This is a genomic window from Gloeothece verrucosa PCC 7822 (assembly GCF_000147335.1).
Taxonomy (GTDB): Bacteria; Cyanobacteriota; Cyanobacteriia; order Cyanobacteriales; family Microcystaceae; genus Gloeothece; species Gloeothece verrucosa.
This window is the reverse complement of sequence record NC_014501.1, coordinates 1,158,363-1,181,991: the sequence shown is the minus strand read 5'-3', so window position 1 is coordinate 1,181,991 and position 23,629 is coordinate 1,158,363. Positions and strand designations below refer to the sequence as shown.

22 protein-coding genes are annotated in these 23,629 nt (G+C 41.5%); 6 read left to right on the top strand and 16 right to left on the bottom strand.

What is annotated here, in order from left to right:
- Positions 1–336: 336 nt before the first annotated feature.
- The 10 genes from CYAN7822_RS05280 to CYAN7822_RS05235 form a co-directional block, all read right to left on the bottom strand.
- Positions 337–594: a hypothetical protein gene (locus tag CYAN7822_RS05280; protein WP_013321202.1), complete on the bottom strand. Its 258-nt coding sequence runs from the start codon at positions 592–594 to the stop codon at positions 337–339.
- A 39-nt stretch (positions 595–633) separates the two neighbouring features.
- The gene (locus CYAN7822_RS05275; protein WP_013321201.1) at positions 634–2,100 is read right to left on the bottom strand and encodes a GTP-binding protein; all 1,467 of its coding nucleotides are present in this window, start codon (positions 2,098–2,100) and stop codon (positions 634–636) included.
- A 62-nt stretch (positions 2,101–2,162) separates the two neighbouring features.
- Positions 2,163–3,377 (bottom strand): homocysteine biosynthesis protein, encoded by a 1,215-nt coding sequence (locus tag CYAN7822_RS05270; RefSeq protein WP_013321200.1) that lies wholly within the window; start codon positions 3,375–3,377, stop codon positions 2,163–2,165.
- Positions 3,378–3,410: 33 nt separating this feature from the next.
- Positions 3,411–4,451, bottom strand: coding sequence for an AI-2E family transporter (locus CYAN7822_RS05265; RefSeq protein ID WP_013321199.1), 1,041 nt, complete (start codon positions 4,449–4,451; stop codon positions 3,411–3,413).
- A 39-nt stretch (positions 4,452–4,490) separates the two neighbouring features.
- Positions 4,491–4,676: a hypothetical protein gene (locus CYAN7822_RS05260; protein ID WP_013321198.1), complete on the bottom strand. Its 186-nt coding sequence runs from the start codon at positions 4,674–4,676 to the stop codon at positions 4,491–4,493.
- 163 nt (positions 4,677–4,839) lie between these two features.
- A complete protein-coding gene (locus CYAN7822_RS05255; protein WP_013321197.1) occupies positions 4,840–5,403 on the bottom strand; it encodes a response regulator in 564 nt (187 codons plus the stop codon).
- 362 nt (positions 5,404–5,765) lie between these two features.
- Positions 5,766–6,023: a hypothetical protein gene (locus tag CYAN7822_RS05250; RefSeq protein ID WP_013321196.1), complete on the bottom strand. Its 258-nt coding sequence runs from the start codon at positions 6,021–6,023 to the stop codon at positions 5,766–5,768.
- Positions 6,007–6,204 (bottom strand): hypothetical protein, encoded by a 198-nt coding sequence (locus CYAN7822_RS05245; protein WP_013321195.1) that lies wholly within the window; start codon positions 6,202–6,204, stop codon positions 6,007–6,009. Before CYAN7822_RS05245 ends, CYAN7822_RS05250 begins: the two co-directional genes overlap by 17 nt.
- A gap of 60 nt (positions 6,205–6,264) precedes the next feature.
- Entirely contained in the window at positions 6,265–8,730 is a 2,466-nt protein-coding gene (locus CYAN7822_RS05240; RefSeq protein WP_013321194.1) for a WD40 repeat domain-containing protein, read from the bottom strand.
- 101 nt (positions 8,731–8,831) lie between these two features.
- On the bottom strand, positions 8,832–9,479 hold the full coding sequence (locus CYAN7822_RS05235; RefSeq protein ID WP_013321193.1) for a hypothetical protein: 648 nt from the start codon (positions 9,477–9,479) through the stop codon (positions 8,832–8,834).
- A 244-nt stretch (positions 9,480–9,723) separates the two neighbouring features.
- Between CYAN7822_RS05235 and CYAN7822_RS05230 the strand changes: the two genes are divergently transcribed.
- Positions 9,724–9,936: a hypothetical protein gene (locus CYAN7822_RS05230; protein ID WP_157871782.1), complete on the top strand. Its 213-nt coding sequence runs from the start codon at positions 9,724–9,726 to the stop codon at positions 9,934–9,936.
- A gap of 238 nt (positions 9,937–10,174) precedes the next feature.
- Here the strand turns inward: CYAN7822_RS05230 and tkt are convergent, their stop codons facing one another.
- From tkt to acpP, 3 genes are all read right to left on the bottom strand, one after another.
- Positions 10,175–12,181 (bottom strand): transketolase, encoded by a 2,007-nt coding sequence (tkt, locus tag CYAN7822_RS05225; RefSeq protein WP_013321191.1) that lies wholly within the window; start codon positions 12,179–12,181, stop codon positions 10,175–10,177.
- A 162-nt stretch (positions 12,182–12,343) separates the two neighbouring features.
- Positions 12,344–13,594, bottom strand: a complete 1,251-nt coding sequence (fabF, locus tag CYAN7822_RS05220; protein ID WP_013321190.1) for a beta-ketoacyl-ACP synthase II — start codon at positions 13,592–13,594, stop codon at positions 12,344–12,346.
- A gap of 208 nt (positions 13,595–13,802) precedes the next feature.
- Entirely contained in the window at positions 13,803–14,042 is a 240-nt protein-coding gene (gene acpP / locus CYAN7822_RS05215) for an acyl carrier protein (protein WP_041933140.1), read from the bottom strand.
- A gap of 609 nt (positions 14,043–14,651) precedes the next feature.
- Here acpP and CYAN7822_RS39355 point away from each other — a divergent pair.
- From CYAN7822_RS39355 to CYAN7822_RS05200, 3 genes are all read left to right on the top strand, one after another.
- Positions 14,652–17,117: a lectin-like protein gene (locus tag CYAN7822_RS39355; RefSeq protein ID WP_162052115.1), complete on the top strand. Its 2,466-nt coding sequence runs from the start codon at positions 14,652–14,654 to the stop codon at positions 17,115–17,117.
- 205 nt (positions 17,118–17,322) lie between these two features.
- A complete protein-coding gene (locus CYAN7822_RS05205) occupies positions 17,323–18,216 on the top strand; it encodes a CoB--CoM heterodisulfide reductase iron-sulfur subunit B family protein (protein WP_013321187.1) in 894 nt (297 codons plus the stop codon).
- 3 nt (positions 18,217–18,219) lie between these two features.
- Entirely contained in the window at positions 18,220–18,495 is a 276-nt protein-coding gene (locus tag CYAN7822_RS05200; protein WP_013321186.1) for an acylphosphatase, read from the top strand.
- Between the two features lie 80 nt (positions 18,496–18,575).
- Here the strand turns inward: CYAN7822_RS05200 and CYAN7822_RS05195 are convergent, their stop codons facing one another.
- Positions 18,576–19,016, bottom strand: coding sequence for a hypothetical protein (locus tag CYAN7822_RS05195; protein ID WP_013321185.1), 441 nt, complete (start codon positions 19,014–19,016; stop codon positions 18,576–18,578).
- A gap of 433 nt (positions 19,017–19,449) precedes the next feature.
- Between CYAN7822_RS05195 and CYAN7822_RS05190 the strand changes: the two genes are divergently transcribed.
- Positions 19,450–20,223: an ABC transporter ATP-binding protein gene (locus CYAN7822_RS05190; RefSeq protein WP_013321184.1), complete on the top strand. Its 774-nt coding sequence runs from the start codon at positions 19,450–19,452 to the stop codon at positions 20,221–20,223.
- A 24-nt stretch (positions 20,224–20,247) separates the two neighbouring features.
- Positions 20,248–21,705 carry an MlaD family protein gene (locus CYAN7822_RS05185; protein ID WP_013321183.1) on the top strand — a complete coding sequence of 486 codons (1,458 nt, stop codon included), beginning with the start codon at positions 20,248–20,250 and terminating at the stop codon, positions 21,703–21,705.
- Positions 21,706–21,806: 101 nt separating this feature from the next.
- On the opposite strand, the gene CYAN7822_RS05180 is transcribed toward CYAN7822_RS05185, so the two are convergent.
- Together CYAN7822_RS05180 and CYAN7822_RS05175 are read right to left on the bottom strand one after the other, a co-directional pair.
- Positions 21,807–22,607, bottom strand: coding sequence for an MlaE family lipid ABC transporter permease subunit (locus tag CYAN7822_RS05180; protein WP_013321182.1), 801 nt, complete (start codon positions 22,605–22,607; stop codon positions 21,807–21,809).
- Positions 22,597–23,601, bottom strand: coding sequence for a mechanosensitive ion channel family protein (locus CYAN7822_RS05175; RefSeq protein WP_049802501.1), 1,005 nt, complete (start codon positions 23,599–23,601; stop codon positions 22,597–22,599). The genes CYAN7822_RS05180 and CYAN7822_RS05175 overlap by 11 nt, the downstream gene beginning before the upstream one ends.
- Between the last annotated feature and the right edge of the window lie 28 nt (positions 23,602–23,629).

Sequence of the window (23,629 nt, the reverse complement as noted above, 5' to 3'; positions counted from 1 at the left end):
CCAACCTACAATATCTATATGTATTGGCTACGGATTTTTTCTTGCAATCTGTCAAAAACCTCCTCTCCATCTGTAATTTTTCCTTGCTCAATTTGTTCAGTAGCAACAGCAATTTTTTGACGCAGTTCTTTTAACTTTATTTCATCTTGTTTTCTATTTTTTTCCTCTAATAACTGTAAAGCTTAATTAATAACTTGTTCTGCTGTTTGATACTTGCCAGTTTTTAACTGGGATTGAATTAACTGTTCTAGTTCAGCATTAAGAATAATTTGCATAGAAATAATCAACCTTAAAATAGTTTGCTACTGAATCATCCGCCTTACCTATTAATTCCTCTTATGTTCTTCCCCCTCTAATTAGCCACCCAATCAAACCCGAGACTAATGAGGTAACGCCGATAATAAAAAATTGCTTCCAGTTCTTTAACTCTCCAACTTGCTCAGCTAAATCAGGAATTTTTTGAATCATCGGCTTCCATTCATCTAATCTAGCTTCGATAACCGCCAATCGCTTATCAATGCTGTTCAATTGTTCACCTTGCTTGATAATTAACTCTTTTAATTCTTTAATGTCTGTTTCTGTTACAGTAGTCATGGCTTTTACTGACAAATAAACCTCAAAAATGACAAATTATTAGAAATTTTGTCGATAATGTTTCTTCAATTTAGCGCTCAATTCCCATTTAATACGATTTAAAATAGAAGCCTCATCCAAAGATTCCAAAATCCGAGTAACCACCGCTTTCGGACCATCAGGACCCCAAGAAGCGTCATTAGCTAAATAAGTTTTAGTCACTTGTCCAATGGCATAAGAAGACACCCCAGACACGGCCCCTTGAGTAATAGCAACCGATAAATAAGGCGCTAAAGATAGCCCTCCGGTTGCCGGTGCAGACAGTCCTAATAACCCTTTTAACGAACTCAACCCAAAGGTCGCTAAAAACTCACTCACACTAATTCCTCCCATTGCAAAGGCGATTTTCTGCAACAGTCCGATCGCGCCTTGTTGTGTCATCGGGATAGCATAGAGACGGGATAACGATAAAATCATCGCTACATCTATCACCGCACCGGTTAACAAATCTACCGCCGTCACTGGGTTAAGGGCGATCGCCACCGCTTTGGTGATCACCGTTTTTTGAATCACCGCGTTAGCCGCTTCTTCTCGTATAGTCATTTTTCGCTGTACCACCTGTTCATTGACTTCATCGGCGTACAGCATGGTATTTAAAGCCACTAATGATTTCCCTTCTCGATGTAAAATTTCTAAAATTTTCAGTTTCAGTGGCTCAATTTGAGGGTTTCCTCGGCGGCGCTGCATTTTCAAACGTCCGTCTGCTTCTCTAACCGCTTGTGCGACTAATGGACAAGCCGCCACCATGACAATTTCATCTGGTGAAAGCAATTCTTTTACCCGTTCATCTCGAATTTTCTCATAAATTGCCAGGCGATCTGCTTCGGGATACTGATCAATTTTATTAAATACCAAGATCATCGGTTTCCCGGCTTCTCTCAATTGAGATAAAGCTTGAAATTCAACTTTAGTAATATCCCCGGCAACAATAAATAAAATCAAGTCTACCTGTTTAGCAATTTTTCGGGCCAACGCTTCCCGTGTTTCTCCATCGACTTCATCTATTCCAGGGGTATCAATTAATTGTATTTGACTGTTGCCGCTTCCAGAGATAATCATCCGTTGCACTTCTGGATAAGTCTCATCTTGGATCAATTTCCAATTGGCACTATCAATAGAACGAGTCACCCCATGTAAAGGCCCAGTTTGAAAGATTTCTTGGCCAAGTAGCGCATTGAGAACCGAAGATTTTCCCCGTCCTACCATACCAAAGGCGGCTAGTTGTACCACTGACTGTTCTAACTTATCTAACAGGTTAACGAGGTGATCAATTTCCTGTTCTAAGCCGCTTTGTTCAGTGGGAGATAAATCTAAATTATTAACTAAATCTCTCAAGGAGTTTTGCGCCTGTTTGTAGTTCAGTTCTTCCTGAATGGTTTCAACGCTTTTGATGGCTTGCTCGATGTCTTGTGAGTTCCACTCGTCGTTAAACAATAAGTTATTAATGGTGGATGATTTATTATTCATTGATGTTTCTATTCTTCCCTTATCCCTTATTTTTTATTTTGACACTTTTGACCCGATGTTTGCTATTCCATCGCCATTTTAGAATCCCAACGATCTTGAGGTAAAAACGACCGTTCCATGTTTAAAGGTGCTACCGCTTCAGTCAGGGTAAATTCTCCTCTTTCTATCCAGTTTTTTAACTCTTGAGCCACTTGTTGAGAGAAATACAGACTCGCTAGAGGGGCCGTCCGCACTTTTTTACCATCTATTGTAATTTGACCGCTTTTGAGTTGGGCATAACTCACTAATCCAAAAGTGGGACGCACTCGTCGAGGGATAGAAAAATCCATCACTGGGGCGACAATATCTTCATCTTTGATAGCACAATAACGGATCACTTCTTCATTGAGAACGGGCAGAGGTACACCTACTCCTAACATCATGGAAGCGCCGTAGTTTTTAAAATAGCATCCTCTCACCCAACGAGGATTCATTTGTTTGGCATCACCCATTAAAGCTAGAGTCGCCGCAGGGCCGATGGGAGTACGGTTAGGGAGTCGTTTTTGCAAGGGAAAATGTTGTGTTCCTTCCCAGGCAATATAGCCAATAGAGCCGCCTAAAAAAATGCGGGTTCCAACGCCAATTAATTTTAAATCTGGGTCATTAAATAGGGGAGAAATTGCTCCGGTATTTGAATAAACTGCATTGCCGAGTCTGGGTTGTAAAAGACCGAGATAAGTATAAAGGGGGCGATCTCCTCCATTAACGCCCACTATAAAATTTTGATATAAATTCCGAGGATTATACAAATAAAATTGATTAATTGTATCTTTAGTAATGGTGGTTTCAAATGATGCTCTCGGATAACAATCTGTGATGTGTCCAATGAGCCGCAATTGTACAGCTTTACCGGCGATTAAATCTTCTATAACATGACCTCCTCCCCGTTCAGGTATGGTACTAATGGGTCGAATATCGCCGTCTGTAATGTCTGGAGTCGGGGAATAGTCAGCCATCGCACTAGCGCCTAAATAAACATCTACGGCCCCAAATCCGGCATAAGCGGGAATGCCATCTAGCCAGCATTGACGAATTTTTATCGGCGGATCTGTGTGTCCTAAATTAATTAATGCGCCGGATGATTCCATCGGTTCAAAAGTTCCGGTACAGATCACATCTACTTGTTCATAAATTTTCGTTATTCCCAGGTCTTTTACTCGTGCCTTGAGTTCTTGGATCGTCCAAACTACGGCTGATCCTGTACGAATTTTGTCATTAATTTCGGCAATGGTTCTCATCCCTGTTTTCTGTCCTCTGTTCCCTTTTTAAGTTTAACTAATTTTCCATCGATCTAAAATATCTTTGACCAATGCTTCTCTTATCCAGATTTGACTGACAATGAATAAAGGGAGAGCCAGGAGTAAACCTAAAAAGCCAAATAAAGAAGCAAAAAAGATCTGTGCTAAAAGGGTATATCCTGGCAATAAACAAATATGCTCTCTTAACACTTGTGCGGCTAGTAGCTGCTTGTCTAGGCGTTGAATGATGATATAAATAATACTGTAGAGGATAATCACTGCCCAAGGTTTCCAAGATGCGGCTTCTAAAAGAGCTATGGCAATAGGGGCTATCATCGCTAATACGGGGCCGATATTAGGAATAAAGGCTAGTGCCCCCGATAAGATGGCTTGAGAAAAGGCTAGAGGAATACCGAATATTAATAAGCCCAACCAACTTAAAATGGTCATCAGGCTCATGTGAAGCATAATCACCATTAGCCATCTCGATAAGGTTTGATCACATAAGATTAAAATTTCATCAACTCGTTGTCGATAAAAAGCGGGAAATAAACGGATCAAGCCCTGACGATAAGGTAAAGGATTCGACAGGAGCATTAAAGTTAAAGCTAATAATAATAATAAACTCAAAATATTGCCTAGAGAACTGTAAAATATATTTAATCCTCGATTGGCAATTTGGTTAACTAAAGGTTGTAACTGTTCAATAATCTGCTTAATTGTGGGTAAAGAATTAATCAAGTTTGTATCAAATTGTGCGGCTCGACTTTTAATCAGAGTAATTAATTGTTGAATGCCATCTGGAACTAATTTAACCAGTTGTTGACCTTGTTCAATCAAGGCAGGAATAATTAACCAAAACATACTAGCAAGAAGCGTCAATAGGAGAATAAGCACGAATAAAACGGCTATTCCCCGTTTAATTCTCCAACGTTCCAAGCGAGTCACTAAAATATTCAAAGCCTCAGCTAAGATGAGTGCCGTAAATAGCAACAGCAATAGTTGACGAATTTGCCAAAGTATGTATAAACAAAGAACTAAGAGGATAAAACCAACCCATTGACCGAAATTCAAAATTTCGTCCTCCCCCGGCTTGAGGATGAATAACTTATTTTATGCTTCTTTGGAACGCCACCACAGCGCTATAAGCATGATTAAAGGCAGCAAAGAGATACCGATAAGAGCATTGATGGGCGTTGCTGGGATCTGCACTAAAGGTCCTCCATATTTAATCAAGATAGACAATCCGGTTGAAAGGAGTAAGACTTTAAGGATAAATCCGATTTGAGCGTTGTTCATTGGCTTTTGGAGGCAATAATCTAGCTAAGGTCCCAATCTATCAAATTGTAGCGGTTTAGGGACAAGAGAATTCGTTATGTTGCTCACTCAATAGCATTACAGCCACAATTTAAAAATCATGGCTGCCACGCTGGTTATATAATTTAATATCTAACTCGGTTTTTTACATCATTTTTTTCTTGATAAAGCCAACTAGCTGATTGACCTGTTTTTTAAGATTTTCCATTTCAACTTGCATTTTGGCGATTTTGTCGTTGAGGGCTTGAATTTCTGCCGCCATCGCTGATGTATCAGCCGGGTTTGTTTGATCGGGGTTAACAGGGGTTTCTGCCCCTGCGGGTTTAGGATATTTTTTAGCCTTAGTCATAGCCTCTTTGATCGCCGTCACTAATTGCTTTTGATCAAAGGGTTTTTCAATAAAGGCAAAATATTCAAAAGGTTCCGGAATTTTCTCGACCACTTCTTCCTTTCGTCCCGACATAAGAACTAAAGGAATGGTTTTGAGTTGGTATTCCTTTTGAATTTGTTGATAAACTTCCCAGCCGCTCATTTTTGGCAGGAAGAAATCTAACATAATTAGGTTAGGGTTTTCTGAGCGAATCAGATTGTATCCTTCGGCCCCATCTTTGGCTTCTACAACATCGAAGTTGCCAGCCGGTAACATATCTTTAACGTGCATCCTAATGACTTTACTGTCATCAATGACGAGAATTTTATGACTTGACACGATTGACTCCTTAAAGAGACAATTTAGGACATTTAGCTATTGCTCATCGGGAGTTGATTAACTGATAGCTATAGCAACTGTAATGCTCACCAAAAAGGCTACACTTATTAGATTGCCCTTACAGAGTCAAAAACTAACGAATTATAGAAAAAAAATTTTTTGAGGCGAAAAGTTGTTCTGATAACGTGGATTTATTCAGTAAAAATACGGACTATAGATAAGCCTACGCGGAATTTTCAGCGTTATCACCCATTAAAATTTTTCTCCTTTTTAGGGTTTTTCTGGATTAGTATTTTAGTGGCGGCTTACTAACGAATAATATATAATTGAGAATTATTTAATTAATTAAAATAAATAGTCCATTATCCATGATCAATGATAATTTTTGGGGTTAAACTTTTATTTTCAAGATAATGCTCAATATCTTGGTCTAAAACAAGCTGATTAAATAAAAAACTGAATTCTTGTTTTTCTTCATCTGTTAAACAATCATTATGATTGAGGCTGCCAACAGAAAGACGGGGATCGCCTCCATTCGCTAAGTATCTTTTTCTGGAGAGTTTGGCTAATTCGGCCAGTCGGTTAAGTTGTTGTTGTTTATTTTCATTGGTTGTTGTCATCTTCTTGAACCCAATTTAAAGGATAAATCTCGCCATTTGGTAAAATTACGGCGGTCGGTAAGACTAGACTGGGAGTAGCAATAAACCACAAACCGCGATCGCTTTCATACCAATCATAATCAAGTAGTTCAAGGGTTTGTAAGGCATTGATGATTAAATATTGCTCGTTGGTTGGCTCCACAAATGGTTATTTTTTATCTTACAGAGGTTTCTAGACATTGTACTCTCCTCTAATCCCAGTTTAGCCAAGCAACCGCAAGCAATGCACCCGCCCCCCAATATCCCCGCCAACAATTGTCACCCCATCAGAGACAACTGCACAGCAATAGATACTATAGTCTGCGGTAAAAGTAGCGATACAGTCACCTGTATCTAATTCCCACACCTTGAGGGTATTATCCCTACTCCCAGAAATGACCCGTTTCCCATCGGGGGTGACACAGACTGCACTTACCGATTTACTATGACCGGTGAGGGTGTGTAATAGCTTCCTCCTCTCCAAATCCCACACTTTGAGGGTATTATCGTCACTCCCAGAAATGACCCGTTTCCCATCGGGGGTGACACAGACGGCATTTACCCAGCTACTATGACCCTTGAGGGTGTGTAATAGCTTTCCCGTCTCCCAATCCCAAACCTTGAGGGTTTTATCCCAACTCCCAGAAATAACTCGTTTACCATCGGGGGTGACACAGACTGCACTTACCGATTTACTATGACCGGTGAGGGTGTGTAATTCCTTCCCCCTCTCCAATTCCCAAACCTTGAGGGTATTATCCCAACTCCCGGAAATGACCAGTTTACCATCGGGGGTGACACAGACTGCACTTACCCCGCTACTATGACCCTTGAGGGTGTGTAATAGCTTTCCCGTCTCCCAATCCCAAACCTTGAGGGTTTTATCCCAACTCCCAGAAATGGCCCGTTTCCCATCGGGGGTGACACAGACTGCACTTACCGAGTTACTATGGCCGGTGAGGGTGTGTAATTCCTTCCCTCTCTCCAATTCCCAAACCTTGAGGGTATTATCCTTACTCCCAGAAATGACCCGTTTCCCATCGGGGGTGACACAGACTGCCGTTACCGAGCTACTATGACCGGTGAGGGTGTGTAATTCCTTCCCCGTTTCCAATTCCCACACCTTGAGGTTTTTGGTTTTATCCTCACTCCCAGAAATGACCCGTTTCCCATCGGGGGTGACACAGACTGCCGTTACCGAGCTACTATGACCGGTGAGGGTGTGTAATTCCTTCCCCGTTTCCAATTCCCACACCTTGAGGTTTTTGGTTTTATCCTCACTCCCAGAAATGACCCGTTTCCCATCGGGGGTGACACAGACTGCCGTTACCGAGCTACTATGACCGGTGAGGGTGTGTAATTCCTTCCCCGTTTCCAAATCCCACACCTTGAGGGTATTATCCTCACTCCCAGAAATGACCCGTTTCCCATCGGGGGTGACACAGACTGCACTTACCCAGCTACTATGACCGGTGAAGGTGTGTAATTCCTTCCCCGTTTCCAAATCCCACACCTTGAGGGTATTATCCCCACTCCCAGAAATGGCCCGTTTCCCATCGGGGGTGATACAAACTGCCTCTACCCAGGTACTATGACCGGTGAGGGTGTGTAATTCCTTTCCCGTTTCCAATTCCCACACCTTGAGGGTATTATCCTTACTCCCAGAAATGACCCGTTTCCCATCGGGGGTGACACAGACTGCTCTTACCCAACCACTATGACCCGTGAGGCTGTGTAATTCTTTACCGGTCTCTAAATCCCACACTTTGAGGGTTTTATCCATACTCCCAGAAATGACCCGTTTCCCATCGGGGGTGACACAGACAGCATATACCGAGTTACTATGACCTTTAAGAGTGTGTAATACCTTCCCCGTCTCCAATTTCCACACCTTCAGGGTTTTATCCCAACTAGCAGAAATAACCCGTTTCCCATCGGGGGTGACACAGACTGCTAATACTCTGCTACGATGACTCGTGAGGCTGTGTAATTCTTTACCGGTCTCTAAATCCCACACTTTGAGGGTTTTATCCATACTCCCAGAAATGACCCGTTTCCCATCGGGGGTGACACAGACGGCATATACCGAGTTACTATGACCGGTCAGGGTGTGTAATACCTTGCCCGTCGCCAATTCCCACACCTTGAGGGTATTATCATCACTCCCAGAAATGATCCGTTTCCCATTGGGGGTGACACAGACTGCTCTTACCGAGCTACTATGACCGGTGAGAGTACGAATTAAGGGAGTGCCCGGTGGGGTTAAGGTGGGGGTATAGGGTAGTAAACGGGGATAAGTGGGATTTTCTTGTGCTTGTTTTAATAAAGCTTCAATGTCAGAATTAGGTTTAACGGGTTGCTGAGGACTTAACGCCGTAAACCCTACCAGCCGCCCCCACAATTGACTCGCTAACTGACTAGAATCAACTTCTAAAACATGAGCAGATAAGCGCAATGTATCCTGAATTAATTTTAGGGTTTCAACTTGCTCTGAGTTAGCGTCTAATTGCTCAATTAAATCATAATCCTCAATTAAACTTTGTACCCCCAAACCCGGATAATTAATCTTATCCTGCAAAAATTGAAAATCTGTCAATGTCTGAAAATACTCTGCTAAATGACCCGACTTAGCCGCATTATAAAGATAACTGGTTAAATATGCCCTAGTAGAAAAGCGATTATAACTCATCTTATACAATTTTTCTATAAAGTTTAATGTTTATGTGATTGGGCGCAAGCCTTGCGCCCCTACGGAAAATATATAAATTGCATTGTTAAGGAAAAATTGTATTAGCCTTCTCCTCTGTATTTATATTGCTTTAAAAATCTAAAAATTTTCTGATTGACTTCCCTAAACATGGGCTTATCACTGTCTAATTCTTCCCGTAACTCTATATATTTTCTAAAAGTTAAATGATAAAAGTTATAACAAAGTTCACCCTCAACATTTTCGAGTTTAAAATACTGAAACCAGTTATTTAAAACGGCTTCCACTGCTTCTAGATCCGTCTCTAATATATCCGCTATTGCTTCTTTCGGTATTGGGGTTCCAATTTCCTTAATCGTATAAATAACCATCACCTTAAAGCGATTTTCAGGTTCAGTCATTCCCATACGTCGCCAGTGTAGATCATAATATTGCTCAAGGTTAGGCGGCAATTCATTTAAATCAAAATTCTTATATTCAGTTTTAACCAGAGCATCTATCAAACAGACAAGATACATAAAATTATCAACTACCTTACTCGCCACTAAATCAATAAACTGCTCCGGTTGATAATTATTTTCCCTCAGCCAAATGTTTAAACTTATTGCAATTTTCTTTTGAGCTTGAGGAGCTTTAGACGCACTAGGAATAGCCTCTAATAAAGTATCTTCAAGGTCTGCACTTAAACCCTTTTCTTTTGCTTGTTGTCTGAGAAAATTTTCCCAAGTCATAATTTTTACTTCTTTAGCTGAATATTATAATTATATATTGTCCTAAATAATTGAGCCAATAAACTTTAATTACACTTCGGTTACACTTTATTTAAACTTTGATTATACTCAGTTTATTTAATACTTTAATTACACCAATTTACACCAAAATTTATACTTTAAATAACTACAATTTTAAAAAAAATACGTCACCATAAAAATATAGAAAAAATTTAATCTCTACATGAAACAAGGAATTGAAATCATGAAGAAATGGATTATGAACAAAACCTTCTTAGGAGTAACCCTCATCTTAGCTCTAATCTTATTAATCAGCCTAGACCCTACTATTAGTCAGTTTACGGTCAAGTTAGATGGAAAAGAGAATTCAATTTTAATTGAGATTCAAAGAGAACATCAAGATCTAATTGCTCCCTCCCAACCCTCCTTAATAAGGGGGGAGTTAGAGAAAAATTAATTTGCATGATCAAGGCAAAATGGTACAAACAAAGAACATCATTTTTAATATAGCCCGCGTAGGCGGGCTTCGTTCGGTTGGCCCGCACCCTTCAGGGTGTTGGGCACTCGGATAAGAATATAGAACTCACTTCGGACATAAAATTGTTGTTTTTAATTGTGGGTTTTCGGGTAACGACAAATAAAAAAGCCCCCTTTAACAGAGGACTTATTAACCATTAATTATTAAGGAGTAAAACTTATCCCAATAATTCTTTAGCTTTGGCAACGACATTATCAACCGTAAAACCAAATTTTTCTAAAGCCACTTCACCGGGAGCAGAAGCACCGAAAGTATCAATCCCAATAGCAACGCCTTCATCAGTGGTGTAACGACACCAACCAGCAGTCACACCCGCTTCAACCGCTACACGTTTTTTAACGGCTTTGGGTAATACAGACTCTTTATAAGCCGCGTCTTGTTCTTCAAATAGCTCCCAACAGGGCATAGAAACAACGCGAACCTTCTTACCTTCGCCGCGTAGAACTTTAGCCGCTTCTACACACAGAGGAACTTCACCACCCGTCCCAATTAAGATAATATCGGGTGTTCCGTCACTGTCACTGAGAATATAAGCACCCTTGGCTGTATTCTCAATGGAGCTACTCTCTAAAATTGGGAGATTTTGGCGAGATAGAGCCAATAAAGTCGGACGATCACGGTTGTCTACCGCTACCTTATAAGCCCCAGAGGTTTCATTACCATCCGCCGGACGCATTACCAGTAAATCGGGAATCAGCCGCAGAGAGGCAATATGTTCAACCGGTTGGTGAGTGGGTCCATCTTCCCCTAATGCGATCGAATCATGAGTCATTACCCAAATCACACCCGCTTTTGATAAAGCTGATAAACGGATGGAATTCCGCATATAATCAGTAAAGACTAAGAAAGTCGCGCCATAAGGAATTAAACCCGAACCATGAAGGGCAATACCATTACAGATCGCGCCCATTCCATGCTCACGCACCCCAAAACGAATGTTACGGTTTTCATACTTTCCTTTTTGGAAGTCTTTAGAACACTTGAGCAGGGTTTTATTAGAGGGTGCTAAGTCAGCCGAACCGCCGATTAATTCCGGTAATACGGTAGCAATAGCATTGAGAGTTGCTCCGGACTGGTTACGGGTTGCATCGGCTTTGCTGCCGGGGGCATAAACCGGCAGGGCTTTTTCCCATCCCTCGGGCAATTTACCACTGACCATCCGTTCTAGGAGAGCGGCTTCTTCTGGGTATTTAGATTTATACTCAGAAAATAAGTTATTCCACTCTTGTTCATATTGTGCCCCCCGGTCAACCGCTTTACGGAAGCGCTTAAGAGCATCTTCAGGAACTTCAAAGGGACCGTATTCCCAACCGAGGTTTTCCCGAGTGGCTTTGATTTCGTCGTTTCCTAAAGGAGAACCGTGAACATCGTGAGTGTCTGCTTTATTGGGGGAACCGTAACCAATGGTGGTGGTGACTTTAATTAAAGAAGGCTTGTCTGTTACAGCTTTAGCCGCTTCTATAGCTTTTGCGATCGCGTCTAAATCGGTATTCCCACCCGGAACGTGTTGAACGTGCCAGCCATAAGCCTCGTAGCGTTTACCCACATCTTCTGTAAAAGAGATATCTGTATGACCATCAATGGAGATGTGGTTATCATCATACAGAGCAATTAGCTTACCCAAGCCCCAATGTCCTGCTAAGGAACAAGCTTCTCCGGAGATGCCCTCCATGTTACAGCCGTCCCCTAAGATCACATAGGTATAGTGGTCAATAATTTTAGCATCTGGTTTATTGAATACTGCGGCCAGATGAGCTTCTGCTAGAGCTAATCCTACGCCATTAGCAATTCCTTGTCCGAGGGGACCGGTGGTCACTTCTACCCCATCGGTCATGAAATTTTCGGGATGTCCTGGGGTTTTCGATTCCCACTGACGAAATTGCTTGATATCCTCTATAGATACGCTATCATAACCCGTTAGATAGAGCAGAGCGTACTGGAGCATACAGCCATGTCCAGCAGAGAGAACAAAGCGATCGCGGTTTAACCATTTGGGATTTTTGGGGTTGTACCGCATAAACTGATCCCAAAGGACAAAGGCCATCGGAGCGGCTCCCATTGGCAGCCCTGGGTGTCCTGAATTGGCTTTTTGTACGGCATCGATAGCCAAAAAGCGAATGGAATTAATACAAAGTTGTTCTAATGACTGGGTAGCAACGACCATAACTTCTCTAAATGTGGACTAGCATAAAACTACATTTTAGTTGGCTTTACCAAGCGTGCTGCTGCGATGAACACCGAATCGGCCAATTACATCATCTCATTGTTAGGTAGCAATGGAAAGTTTTTTGACCTCGATGAACATATTTTAAATTTGTTTTTTGAGCTAGGTATATTTTTTAAAAGCTAGGGTAATATTGTGTCCTCCAAACCCAAAGGAGTTAGACAGAGCTACTTCGACTTTATGGGAGCGGCTCTGACCTGGTACATAATCTAGGTCACATTCTGGGTCAGGATTGACTAGATTAATCGTTGGCGGTATTTTATCTTCCGCGATCGCCATTACTGTAGCGACAGCTTCTATTCCCCCAGAGCCGCCTAATAAATGACCGGTCATGGACTTAGTTGAACTGACTGGGATCGAGTAAGCACTCTGCCCTAAAGCTTTTTTAATGGCTTTAGTTTCGGTAACATCGTTGGCGTGGGTACTGGTACCGTGAGCATTAATATAACTAATTTGTTCGGGTTGCAGACCCGCATCTTTTAGGGCTAATTCTATTGCTCGGGTTGCTCCTTGTCCATCGGGAACCGGGGCCGTCATGTGATAAGCATCGCAGGTCATTCCGTAGCCGATAATTTCGGCATAAATTTTTGCTCCTCGTTCTAAGGCCTGTTCAAGTTCTTCTAGGATCAAAATTCCGGCTCCTTCTCCCATGACAAAGCCATCACGGTCCTTATCAAAGGGACGACTCGCATGAGTTGGATCGTCATTGCGGAATGATAAAGCTTTGGCTGAGGCAAAACCGGCCACTGAGAGTGGGGTAATTGCCGCTTCTGTGCCGCCACAAATTACGGCTTTAGCATAGCCTCGTTGAATGAGGCGAAAACCATCTCCGATCGCATTGGAGCCGGCCGCACAAGCGGTTACTGTACAACTATTTGGCCCTTTGGCTCCGGTATGAATTGCTGTTAACCCGGCTCCCATATTGGCGATGATCATCGGTATGGTAAAAGGACTGCATCGAGAAGGACCTTTAGTTAAAAGTATCTCGTTTTGCTCTTCGATGAAATTGATTCCCCCGATTCCTGTGCCAATAATGACTCCTACCTGTTCGGCATTCAGGTCATTAATCACCAGTTGAGCATCCGAGACGGCTTGTTTACTGGCACATACGGCAAACTGAGCAAAGCGCTCCATTCGTTTTGCTTCTTTACGTTCGAGGTAGTCATGGGGATCAAATCCTTTTACTTCCCCGGCTATCTTACAGGCTTGTAGGGATGTATCAAACAAGGTAATGTTTCCAATCCCATTGCGTCCACTGAGCAATGCTTCCCAGTATTCCTGCAAGTTGTTTCCGATCGGGGTGATAGCACCTAGCCCCGTTACGACGACACGTTTCAGTTCCAAGTTTCCCATGATTCTCAATTGATTAACGGCTGAATTTGCCCAAAATTCGGTAGGAGATACAAAATTTTTTTTGATGCTCAGTTTCACTGTCTAGGATATTTTTTCCCACAGGAAACTCGAGAGCTAGTTTTTGGCACCTGGAGTAGAATTCACCGAGTGGGCTTTTTTTTATATAACACTTAGGCTGGGGTGCGGAACTCGTTCCGCACTGTTGCTTCTACTTTTTTTTTTCGCTGATGTGCGCTACGGCTTTACCTACGGTATCTAGTTTTTCAGCTTCTTCATCAGGAATTTCTATTTCAAATTCTTCTTCTAAAGCCATAACCAGTTCTACTGTGTCTAGAGAGTCAGCGTTTAGATCATTAGCGAAACTCGCATCAGGAGTTACAGCCTCTGGCTCTACGTCGAGTTGATCGACAACGATTTTTTTGACTTTTTCAAAAATTTCTTCGTTCATTATATTTGTCATTATACCGCTAAATACCCCATGCTACACACAGCACGAGGAGGAAGCGGGGCGGGGATTACCACTTCCTAGGACTACTGTTTGATGATTTGTTTTGTCAGCATTCTTGATCATATCGGAAAGGGGGCACGATTTGATGAATTAACTCTCAACCTTTGGATCAGCTATTGGTGGAACACCAGTAGTAAGGGCTATTCTGGGACAATTATCTGGCGAGGCTCCCTAAGCCACCCATAGCCGGCAGACTGTGCGGAACTCGCATTCTCCCCCAGTCCATTTCAATTTTTTTCCTTTGACGCGCGAATTGTTGGGTAACATTCCCTTAATTTGACCATTTTTTCGCTTCAATCTGCCTGAATATGCCTATATCAGCCCAATCGCTTGCTTGAGAGCTATAGCGCAATTATACTTAGTTCTTGTTAGTTTTTAAGGTCTTGACTAAAACAAGTCTTTAGAATGATTTGCTTTTTATTCTATTATTTTATGATTAAATATTTTCTAAAATTATTAAATTTTAATTCTGTAATTTTATTGACAAAAAAAAAACGTCAAATTATGATTCTAAGAGAAAGCTTAAACAATAATAAAAACATAAAAACTATGGCAGATCTATTAGGAACTGGCTCTAGAGATATCATTCAAGGAACAGCAAGTAATGATGCGATTCAGAGTCTAGAAGGAGATGATATTGTTTATGGTTTAGGGGGAGATGATCTAATTAATGGTGGGGATGAGAATGATAATATTTATGGTGAAGCGGTTTTCTATCAAGACAAATACTACCTTCTAAGTAATTTTTCTTTTTGGCAAGAGGCTCAAAATCAAGCCGAGAATTTAGGGGGAAATTTAGTAACCATTAATGATGCGGCTGAAAATCAATTCCTGAGTGATACCTTTGGCAATGAAGAACCCTTATGGATTGGTTTAACCGATCAAAATGAGGAAGGGAATTTTACGTGGATTAGTGGGGAAGCGGTTACTTATACCAATTGGTTTCCCGGAGAACCTAATAATTTTGGTGGAAATGAAAACTATGTAGGAATAAATTATGGGAATACTGGAGCATGGAATGATACCTTTAATGAAATTATATCTCGGGGTATTATCGAAATCTCATCAAGTGTAATTAATGCTGGCGATGATACTTTAAATGGTTTAGGGGGAAATGACCTAATCAATGGTGGAGCGGGAAATGATGAGCTTTATGGTGAAGCGGCTTTTTATCAAGGCAAATACTACCTTCTAAGTAATTTTTCTTTTTGGCAAGAGGCTCAAAATCAAGCCGAGAATTTAGGGGGAAATTTAGTAACCATTAATGATGCGGCTGAAAATCAATTCCTGAGTGATACCTTTGGCAATGAAGAACCCTTATGGATTGGTTTCACCGATCAAAATGAGGAAGGGAATTTTACGTGGATTAGTGGGGAAGCGGTTACTTATACCAATTGGTTTTCTGAACAGCCTGATAATTTTGGTGGAAATGAAGACTATGCAGCAATAAATTATATTAATCCTGGACAATGGAATGATGCCCCTACTGAATTTGCATATCGGGGTATTATCGAAATCTCATCAAGTGTAATTCTTGCTGGCGATGATACTTTAAAGGGAGAAGATGGAAATGATCGACTTTTTGCTGGTTTTGGTAATGATATTTTAGATGGGGGCACAGATTTTGACATAGCCTATTATAGTACCATTCCTGAAGCAATTACCCTTCTTCCTACAGGAATTGTTAATAAACAAGGGGCGGGAACTGACCAACTGATTAATGTCGAAAAAATTATTGGTTCAGTGGGTCAAAATAACTTGATAGATGCTTCTTCTGCCACAGGAAGCACTTCAATTAATGCGGACTTAGCCAATCAAAATCTTGTGGTTGATGGACTTTCATTTTCATCATCCTTTAAAGTAGAAAACTTTGTTAATGTTATTGGTACTGCCCAAGACGATATTATTAGCGGCGATCAAGCTGATAATCAACTCTCTGGCAACGAAGGGGATGATACTTTTGTCGGCTCTAGCGGCAATGATACCCTTGATGGTGGAGCGGGAATTGATACTCTAGATTACAGTAGCTTTACTGAAGCCATTACTCTGTTACGGGCGGGTTCTATTAATAAAGGGTCTGCTGGTGGCATCGATAGCATTTCCAACATCGAAACGATTATTGGTGCGGTGGAACAAGCCAATACCATTGATGCTTCTAATGGCATTAGTCCCACTACCTTTTTAGACGTTAATCTAGCCACTAATAGTTTAATCGTTAATGGACTTCCTACCCTAGGGGCGCTCTCTTTTACTGTCCAAAATTTTGTCAATGTTACAGGAACCACTCAAACCGATAGTATTATTGGCAATGAAGCGGCTAACTTGATTGATGGCAACGAAGGGGATGATACTTTTGTCGGCTCTAGCGGCAATGATACTCTTGAAGGTGGAGCGGGAATTGATACTCTAGATTACAGTAGCTTTACTGAAGCCATTACTCTGTTACGGGCGGGTTCTATTAATAAAGGGTCTGCTGGTGGCATCGATAGCATTTCCAACATCGAAACGATTATTGGTGCGGTGGGACAAGCCAATACCATTGATGCTTCTAATGGCATTAGTCCCACTACCTTTTTAGACGTTAATCTAGCCGCTAATAGTTTAATCGTTAATGGACTTCCCACCCTAGGGTCGCTCTCTTTTACTGTCCAAAATTTTGTCAATATTACAGGAACCACTCAAGCCGATAGTTTAACGGGCAATAATTTAGTTAACCAAATTATTGGCAATAGCGGCGAGGATTTACTTTTTGGTGGAGAAGGGGATGATTTCCTGCAAGGAGGATTAGATAATGATATTTTTGTGTTGCGTTCGGGGAATGGAAATGATACGATTCAAGATTTTCAAGTAGGTTTTGATAAGTTTGGATTAGCTGGATTAGCCTTTGAGGATTTAACCCTTACAGACACAAGCTCTGGCACTTTAATTGAGAATGGTAGCGAAGCTTTAGGCACTGTGCTGAATGTTAATTCAAGTTCAATTACTAGCGAGGATTTTATTACTGTAGTTGTCTGAAAAAATGCGGCTGCTTTAACTGTAAGCGGCATGGAAATTGATTAGAGCAAGCGGAATGGGGGTTAAATTTAAATGCGTCTTAGCTTAAGAGCGCTCCCCTCGGAGTCGTCAAGTGTCAAGAATTCCTTAAGGTTGCCCAAACCGTGATCAGCCTTTGTGATAATAGAGATCAGGACTAATACGTTTCGCTCCTAGTTAAAATCCAATGCTTCGATACGCTTATTTTCCCGGCTGTGTAGCCCAAGGGGCTTGTCGAGAGCTTTATCTATCTACTGCTGCTTTAACCCAAGCTTTGGGAATTGAGTTGATAGAACTGAAAAAAGCTGCTTGCTGCGGTTCGGGAACTTATAAAGAAGATTCTCAATTACTAGAAGATACGGTTAATGCTCGCAACATTGCTTTAGCTGAATCTCTTAATCTTCCTCTACTGACTCATTGCAGCACTTGTCAGGGAGTAATTGGCCATGTGGATGAACGTCTTAAAGAGGCTATTGAACAAGATCCAGCTTATCTAGAACAAGTCAATAATTTTTTAAAAAAAGAAAGTTGTTCGCCTTATCAAGGTACCACAGAGGTTAAACATCTTTTATATGCTCTAGTAACTGATTTTGGCTTAGAATCTTTGGCTCAACGTGTCACCCGTTCTTTAAGCGGCTTAAATTGTGCGGCTTTTTATGGTTGTTATTTGTTGCGGGGACAATCTTTTTTACCTTACGATAATGTTTTCCAACCGGAAGCGATGGAAAATGTTTTTCGCACGGTGGGGGCTAATCCGATTTATTATCGAGGACGGACTCAATGTTGCGGCTGGCCGTTGTCTAGCTATTCTACGCCGGAATCTTTTCAAATGGCTGGTAAACATATTAGTGAAGCCATTGAGGCGGGGGCTGATTGTTTAGTGACTCCTTGTCCTTTATGCCATCTCAATTTGGATTCTCGTCAACCTGAAGTGGCTAAAGTAGTCGGAAAAGATTTAGGGTTACCGGTGCTGCATTTACCTCAATTGGTGGCTTTAGCTGTGGGGGTTGATCCTTCAGAATTAGGATTAGAGCGTCATGTGGTTTCTACTAAGCCGGTTTTAGAAAAGTTGGGCTTTTGAATCATGAAATCCTCTCGAGCTTCTGTTTTAATTTCTGGAAAGGTTCAGGGAGTCGGTTATCGCTATTGGACCGTACAAACGGCCAAAGCGTTGGGCCTCAAGGGTTGGGTCAGAAATAAGCCTGATGGACGAGTAGAAGCGGTTTTTCAAGGGTCCACCGAACAGGTTGAACAGATGATCCAATTATGTCACCAGGGGCCCGTTGCCGCTATCGTTTCTGATGTTACTGTCGAAATGGGTGAACCTGAATCTTATGCCGGTTTTCAAGTGATATCTTAAACGCTCATAGGTTTTAGGGTGTAGTTTGAATCTACTTTTTAATCCCTAAAACCTATAATTTTTCTAATGATTTAAACTTTTTAGCCTCTGGGTTTTTTCACTTGACGAGCCATACTCTTAAAAGTATTTAAACTGGGTCCTGGAAGACGACGACCCAGAGTAGGAGTCAGTAAATATTTGCTGGCAAAAGCTACTTCTTGAGGTTCAGCTTTTCCATTTTGGCTCGATGTTGCCGCCGAGACAGGAAAAGACGTTACTAAGGGCACTGATTCACTGGCTGTTTCAGGGGCTTTTTCTTTGGGGGCAGCCGCTTTTTTGCTTTTAACAGAAGTTTTTTTGCTCTTTGCTGATTTCGCGACAGGTTCAGCCGGCTTTTCTTCCACAGCAGGGGTTTCGGCTGGTGCTGAGGGCGACTCTTGTGCTGATGGTTCAGCAGACACTTCAGGTTTAGCTGGAGATGCGTCTTCTTTTAATTCTAAATAATAATCAGATTTTTTTCCACCAAAAATTTTTTTTAGCATTGATAATGACTCCGAGAGAATAAGTTGCAACCACAGACAATTAATTTCTGCTTACTGCCTTGAAATAGACGGTAAAGCTTAAACTAACCAATATTTTGACATACTCACCGCCTAAGAGTGCGGCGATTTTTTCAAGCGGCTGTAGGAAACTTAGACAAACTTGGACATTAGTGCCGAGTTGATTTTCCTTGCTTGCATCATTGGGGGCATAAGTTGCCTCAGTATTAAGATCAAGCCAGAACTTGATACTTATTGCTACATTTTTTTACAAAAATTAATAACTTCTGCGAGATTGAGAGCCATTGACCCGGGAAATTTTAAATTTTTATGACAAAAGCTTTACATCATTCTCATTTTAGAGAAATAGTAATTCTTTTCAGAGAATATCTTTAATCGGTAAAATGTGAACAACGTGATTTTTTAATCAATAAATATGCCCGAACCACTCATTGAGCTTAAAGGAGTTTGTAAATCCTTTGGTCAGAAGGTTATTTTAGATCATGTAGACTTACAAATTTATTCAGGTGAAGCGGTTGGGGTCATAGGGCCATCTGGCACAGGTAAATCGACGATTTTGCGGGTAATTGCGGGATTGCTGCAACCAGATGCCGGAGAAGTCTATATTCACGGACAGCGACGAGAGGGAACCCTTGAAGAGGGGGGGACTTCTATGGGAGTTGGCATGGTTTTTCAGCAGTCAGCCTTATTTGACTCTTTAACGGTGGATGAAAATGTCGGGTTTTCTCTGTATCGTCACTCAAAACTCCCGGCAGAAGAGATTAAAGCTTTAGTCAATCAGAAATTGGAGTTAGTGGGATTACCCGGTACCGGTGATCGTTATCCGGCGGAACTTTCAGGGGGAATGCGAAAACGAATTAGTCTAGCTAGAGCCATTCTAACGGACCCGCAACAACCCAATAATCAGGGCAATATTCTCTTATATGATGAGCCTACCGCAGGACTAGATCCGGTTGCCTCAACCCGCATTGAGAATTTAATTCGAGATTTACTAAAGGTACAACAAGCTTGTAGTGCTTACCTGATAGTCACCCACCAAGACAGTACCATTAAGCGCACAGCAGAGCGCATCGTCTTTATTTATCAAGGTAAAATACAGTGGGACGGGCCGATGCCACAAGCTTATCAATCAAATCTCCCGTTATTGAAACAATTTTTCACTGGTAGCATCGAAGGGCCTATCCAATAAACCCATCAGAAGCAGGAGTGAGTAATGCAAACAGGCGGAAGTGGTGACGCACGTCGAAGGTCCTCTAAAATACAGAGTGCAGTGGGACTGACGATTCTGGTTTCTTTAGGGCTTTTGGGTTGGTTAGTGCTTTGGGTTTCTAATTTTAGTTTTGGGGGTCGCAGCTATCGAGCTACTTTTCTATTTCCCAATGCTGGCGGCATGACCACAGGTACAAGAGTTTCCTATCGAGGTGTGAGAGTGGGTCAGGTGCTGAATGTTACTCCTGAACCTACTGGGGTAGCGATACAGGTGGAAATTTCGCCGCCTAGTCTGTTGATTCCTAGCAATTCTCTTATTGAAGCGACTCAATCGGGTTTAGTGGGTGAAACTTCTATTGATATTACTCCTCTTCAAGAACTTCCTGGAAAAATTGAAGCTAACCCCCTAGATAAAGATTGTAATCCTGACATCATTATTTGTAATGGCTCACGTCTTTCGGGGCAGGGTAAACTAGACGTTAATGCTTTGATTCGTTCTTTGGTGAGAATTTCGGATATGATCAGTAATCCGGAAGTTACCAGTGCTATCCGTTCGATTGCGGCGAAAACATCGAGAGCTTTAGATAATATCAGTTCTTTGAGCGGCAACGCTTCTCAATTAATGAATCAGGCGATAAAAACTAACACAATTCCCAATTTAAACTCCACTTTGAGAACCACTGGAGAAGCCGTTAATCAACTGAGACGAAGTGGGGCAATTGATAATTTAAGTAGCACATTAGAAGCCACCGGACAAGCGGTGAATGAACTCAGAGCAAGTGGCTCGCTTAAGCAATTAAATTCCACCTTAACCTCCACTGGAAAAGCCGCCGAGCAACTGAGCATTCTCAGTAATGAAGCCTCAGATTTACTGCAAGATGTCAAAAACAGTAATACCATTAATAAATTGAACTCGACGTTAGTCTCTGTGGGGGGGGTAACCGAGCAACTGCGTATTTTTTTGGCGATGAATCAAGACCAAATTGCCGATACTTTAGCGAGTATTAGACGAACCAGTGAGCAAATGCAAGCGACGGTAAAAAGTTTAGACCCTGTATTAAAAGAAGTTAATCAGGGACAATTAATCAAAAACTTAGAAACCATCTCGGCTAATGCGGCTGAGTTAACTTTAAATTTACGCAATTTTTCGACTAATTTAAATGACCCTAGTACAATAGTGTTGCTTCAACAACTGTTAGATTCTGCTCGTTCTTCTTTTGAGAATATTCAAAAAATTACTTCAGATCTAGATCAGTTAACCGGCGATCCCCAATTCCGGCGAGATTTAATGCGGATGATTCAGGGGTTAAGTCATTTAGTCTCCTCTACCCAAGACCTTCAGCAACAAGTTCAATATTCCCAAGTTTTGAATCAGGTAGCGGTTGAAATGGCTCAAAAGGAATTTCAAAATAAAAAAGCACCCCCTGTGGAAAATAAACCCGTTTCTCCTACTTCTAAATAGGTTCTTAAGAGCATAATCTCTGTTTTTGAAATAAGGGCAATTTTGAGGGGGTTAGCTTTCTTAGTTTATGCTTTATCTCTAAACAGAAAAATTTAAATTGCTTACTGTCCAATCAAGCTGGCTCCTTGTCCAGAACCTTTAAACATGATCCAAGAGAGAATAAAATTAGCAATAAAGATAGCCAAAAGACAAGTAACCACCGCCGCCGTCGTTGATTCTCCCACTCCTTTAGCGCCTCCAGTGGTGGTCAACCCCCAATTGCAACCGATGATTGCAATTAAACAGCCAAAGACTATTCCTTTAATGGGTCCACAAATGACATCCCAGACTCTAACAAAATTTTGAATTGACTCGAGAAATACCGTGTCAGCAATTCCATAAAACCGAATCATCAGTAAACCGCCTGCTAAACCCGTAATCAGGGCCAACACAGTTAAGGCGGGAACCATTATACAACAAGCAACCACGCGAGGAATAACTAGATATTCTACCGGGTCAGCATTGAGCATATATAAAGCATCGATTTGTTCAGTGACTCGCATGGTGCCAATTTCGGCGGCAAAAGCTGAACCCACTCGTCCGGCTACTACCACCGCCATCATAATTGGGCATAGTTCGCGGCTGAGAGCGAGAGCGAGAATTCCGCCTACTGCACTACCTGCTCCTAACGCGAGAAATTCTCGGGCCACTTGTATAGTAAAAATCATACCAATGACGGTGGCGGTAATTAAGGCGATCGCCAGGGAGGCTGGACCGACTGCCATCATTTGTTCGAGGGTATTGCGGGCATCTATTTTACGGGTGAACAGATAAAAAACTACGCGCCCAGTTAATAAAATGGCTGCCCATAAACGCTCAAACCATGATTGTAATCCCAAGTTGAGAAAAATTCTATTGATCATTTATTTTTGAAAATTTGATAGCGGAGTTTGCAGGAAATGAAAGGTTTTGCATGGGAACGCCGATTTGAATTCCATGCTGATCAAATGCTAATTTAAGACGGCGACGGAACTCTCGTTCTACTATCCATTGTTTTAAGCGCTTTACTTTGATCCACATCATCAGTTCAATTCCGGAATGGGCAACCCGATCTACACCCATGAGACTTACTGGATCGATGATATCTTCTTGCCATTGAGGATCATCAGCCATTTCTTGAGCTATTTGCTTCATTAACTCTAAGGCGGCAGTCATATCCGTTTCATAAGCAACTTCTATGCTGAAATTTATCCAGGCCCAATCTTTAGAGAGATTGTGAACGATGGTAATTTGATTGTGAGGAATGGTACTCAAACTTCCACCTTGAAAACCTCGCACTTGAGTAGCTCGTAGACTCATCTGTTCGACTATTCCTCTAAATCCTCCTATATCAACCATATCACCGACTATATACTGATCTTCAAAAATAATTAAAATGCCGTTCACCCAGTCTTTTAATAAATTTTGAAATACGAAGGTAAGAGCGGCTCCAACTAAACCGGCTCCGGTTAACCAGCTAAGAGGGAGTTCCTGCCATGTTAAAAACCAAATCGTTCCTATTGCTAAGGAGACGAACTTAATGATTCCTCGTGAAACTTCTAATAAGGTAGGCACTCGTAGCACTCGTCGTTGACAGAGTTCAGGGTCAATTGATCCATCTTCTGCCCAGGCTCGTAGCTGATGATTAAGGTACAATATTACTAAACTATTAATTAATGATAGGATAAACCCAATTAATAAAATCTTTAAAGGAATAAAAATAAAGCTACGTCCTTCTAAACGAGTTTCAGGAAACACACATAAAATCCCGACTATGCCACTATACCAAAGCAATACTTGTGCGATTCGTAGGAGTTGGCGGAGCAGTATATTTAAGGTTAGCCGTTGTTCAAGGTTCGCTTTTTTGGGAAGTTTCAATGTACTTAAAACTTCTAAAGGAGTCGCT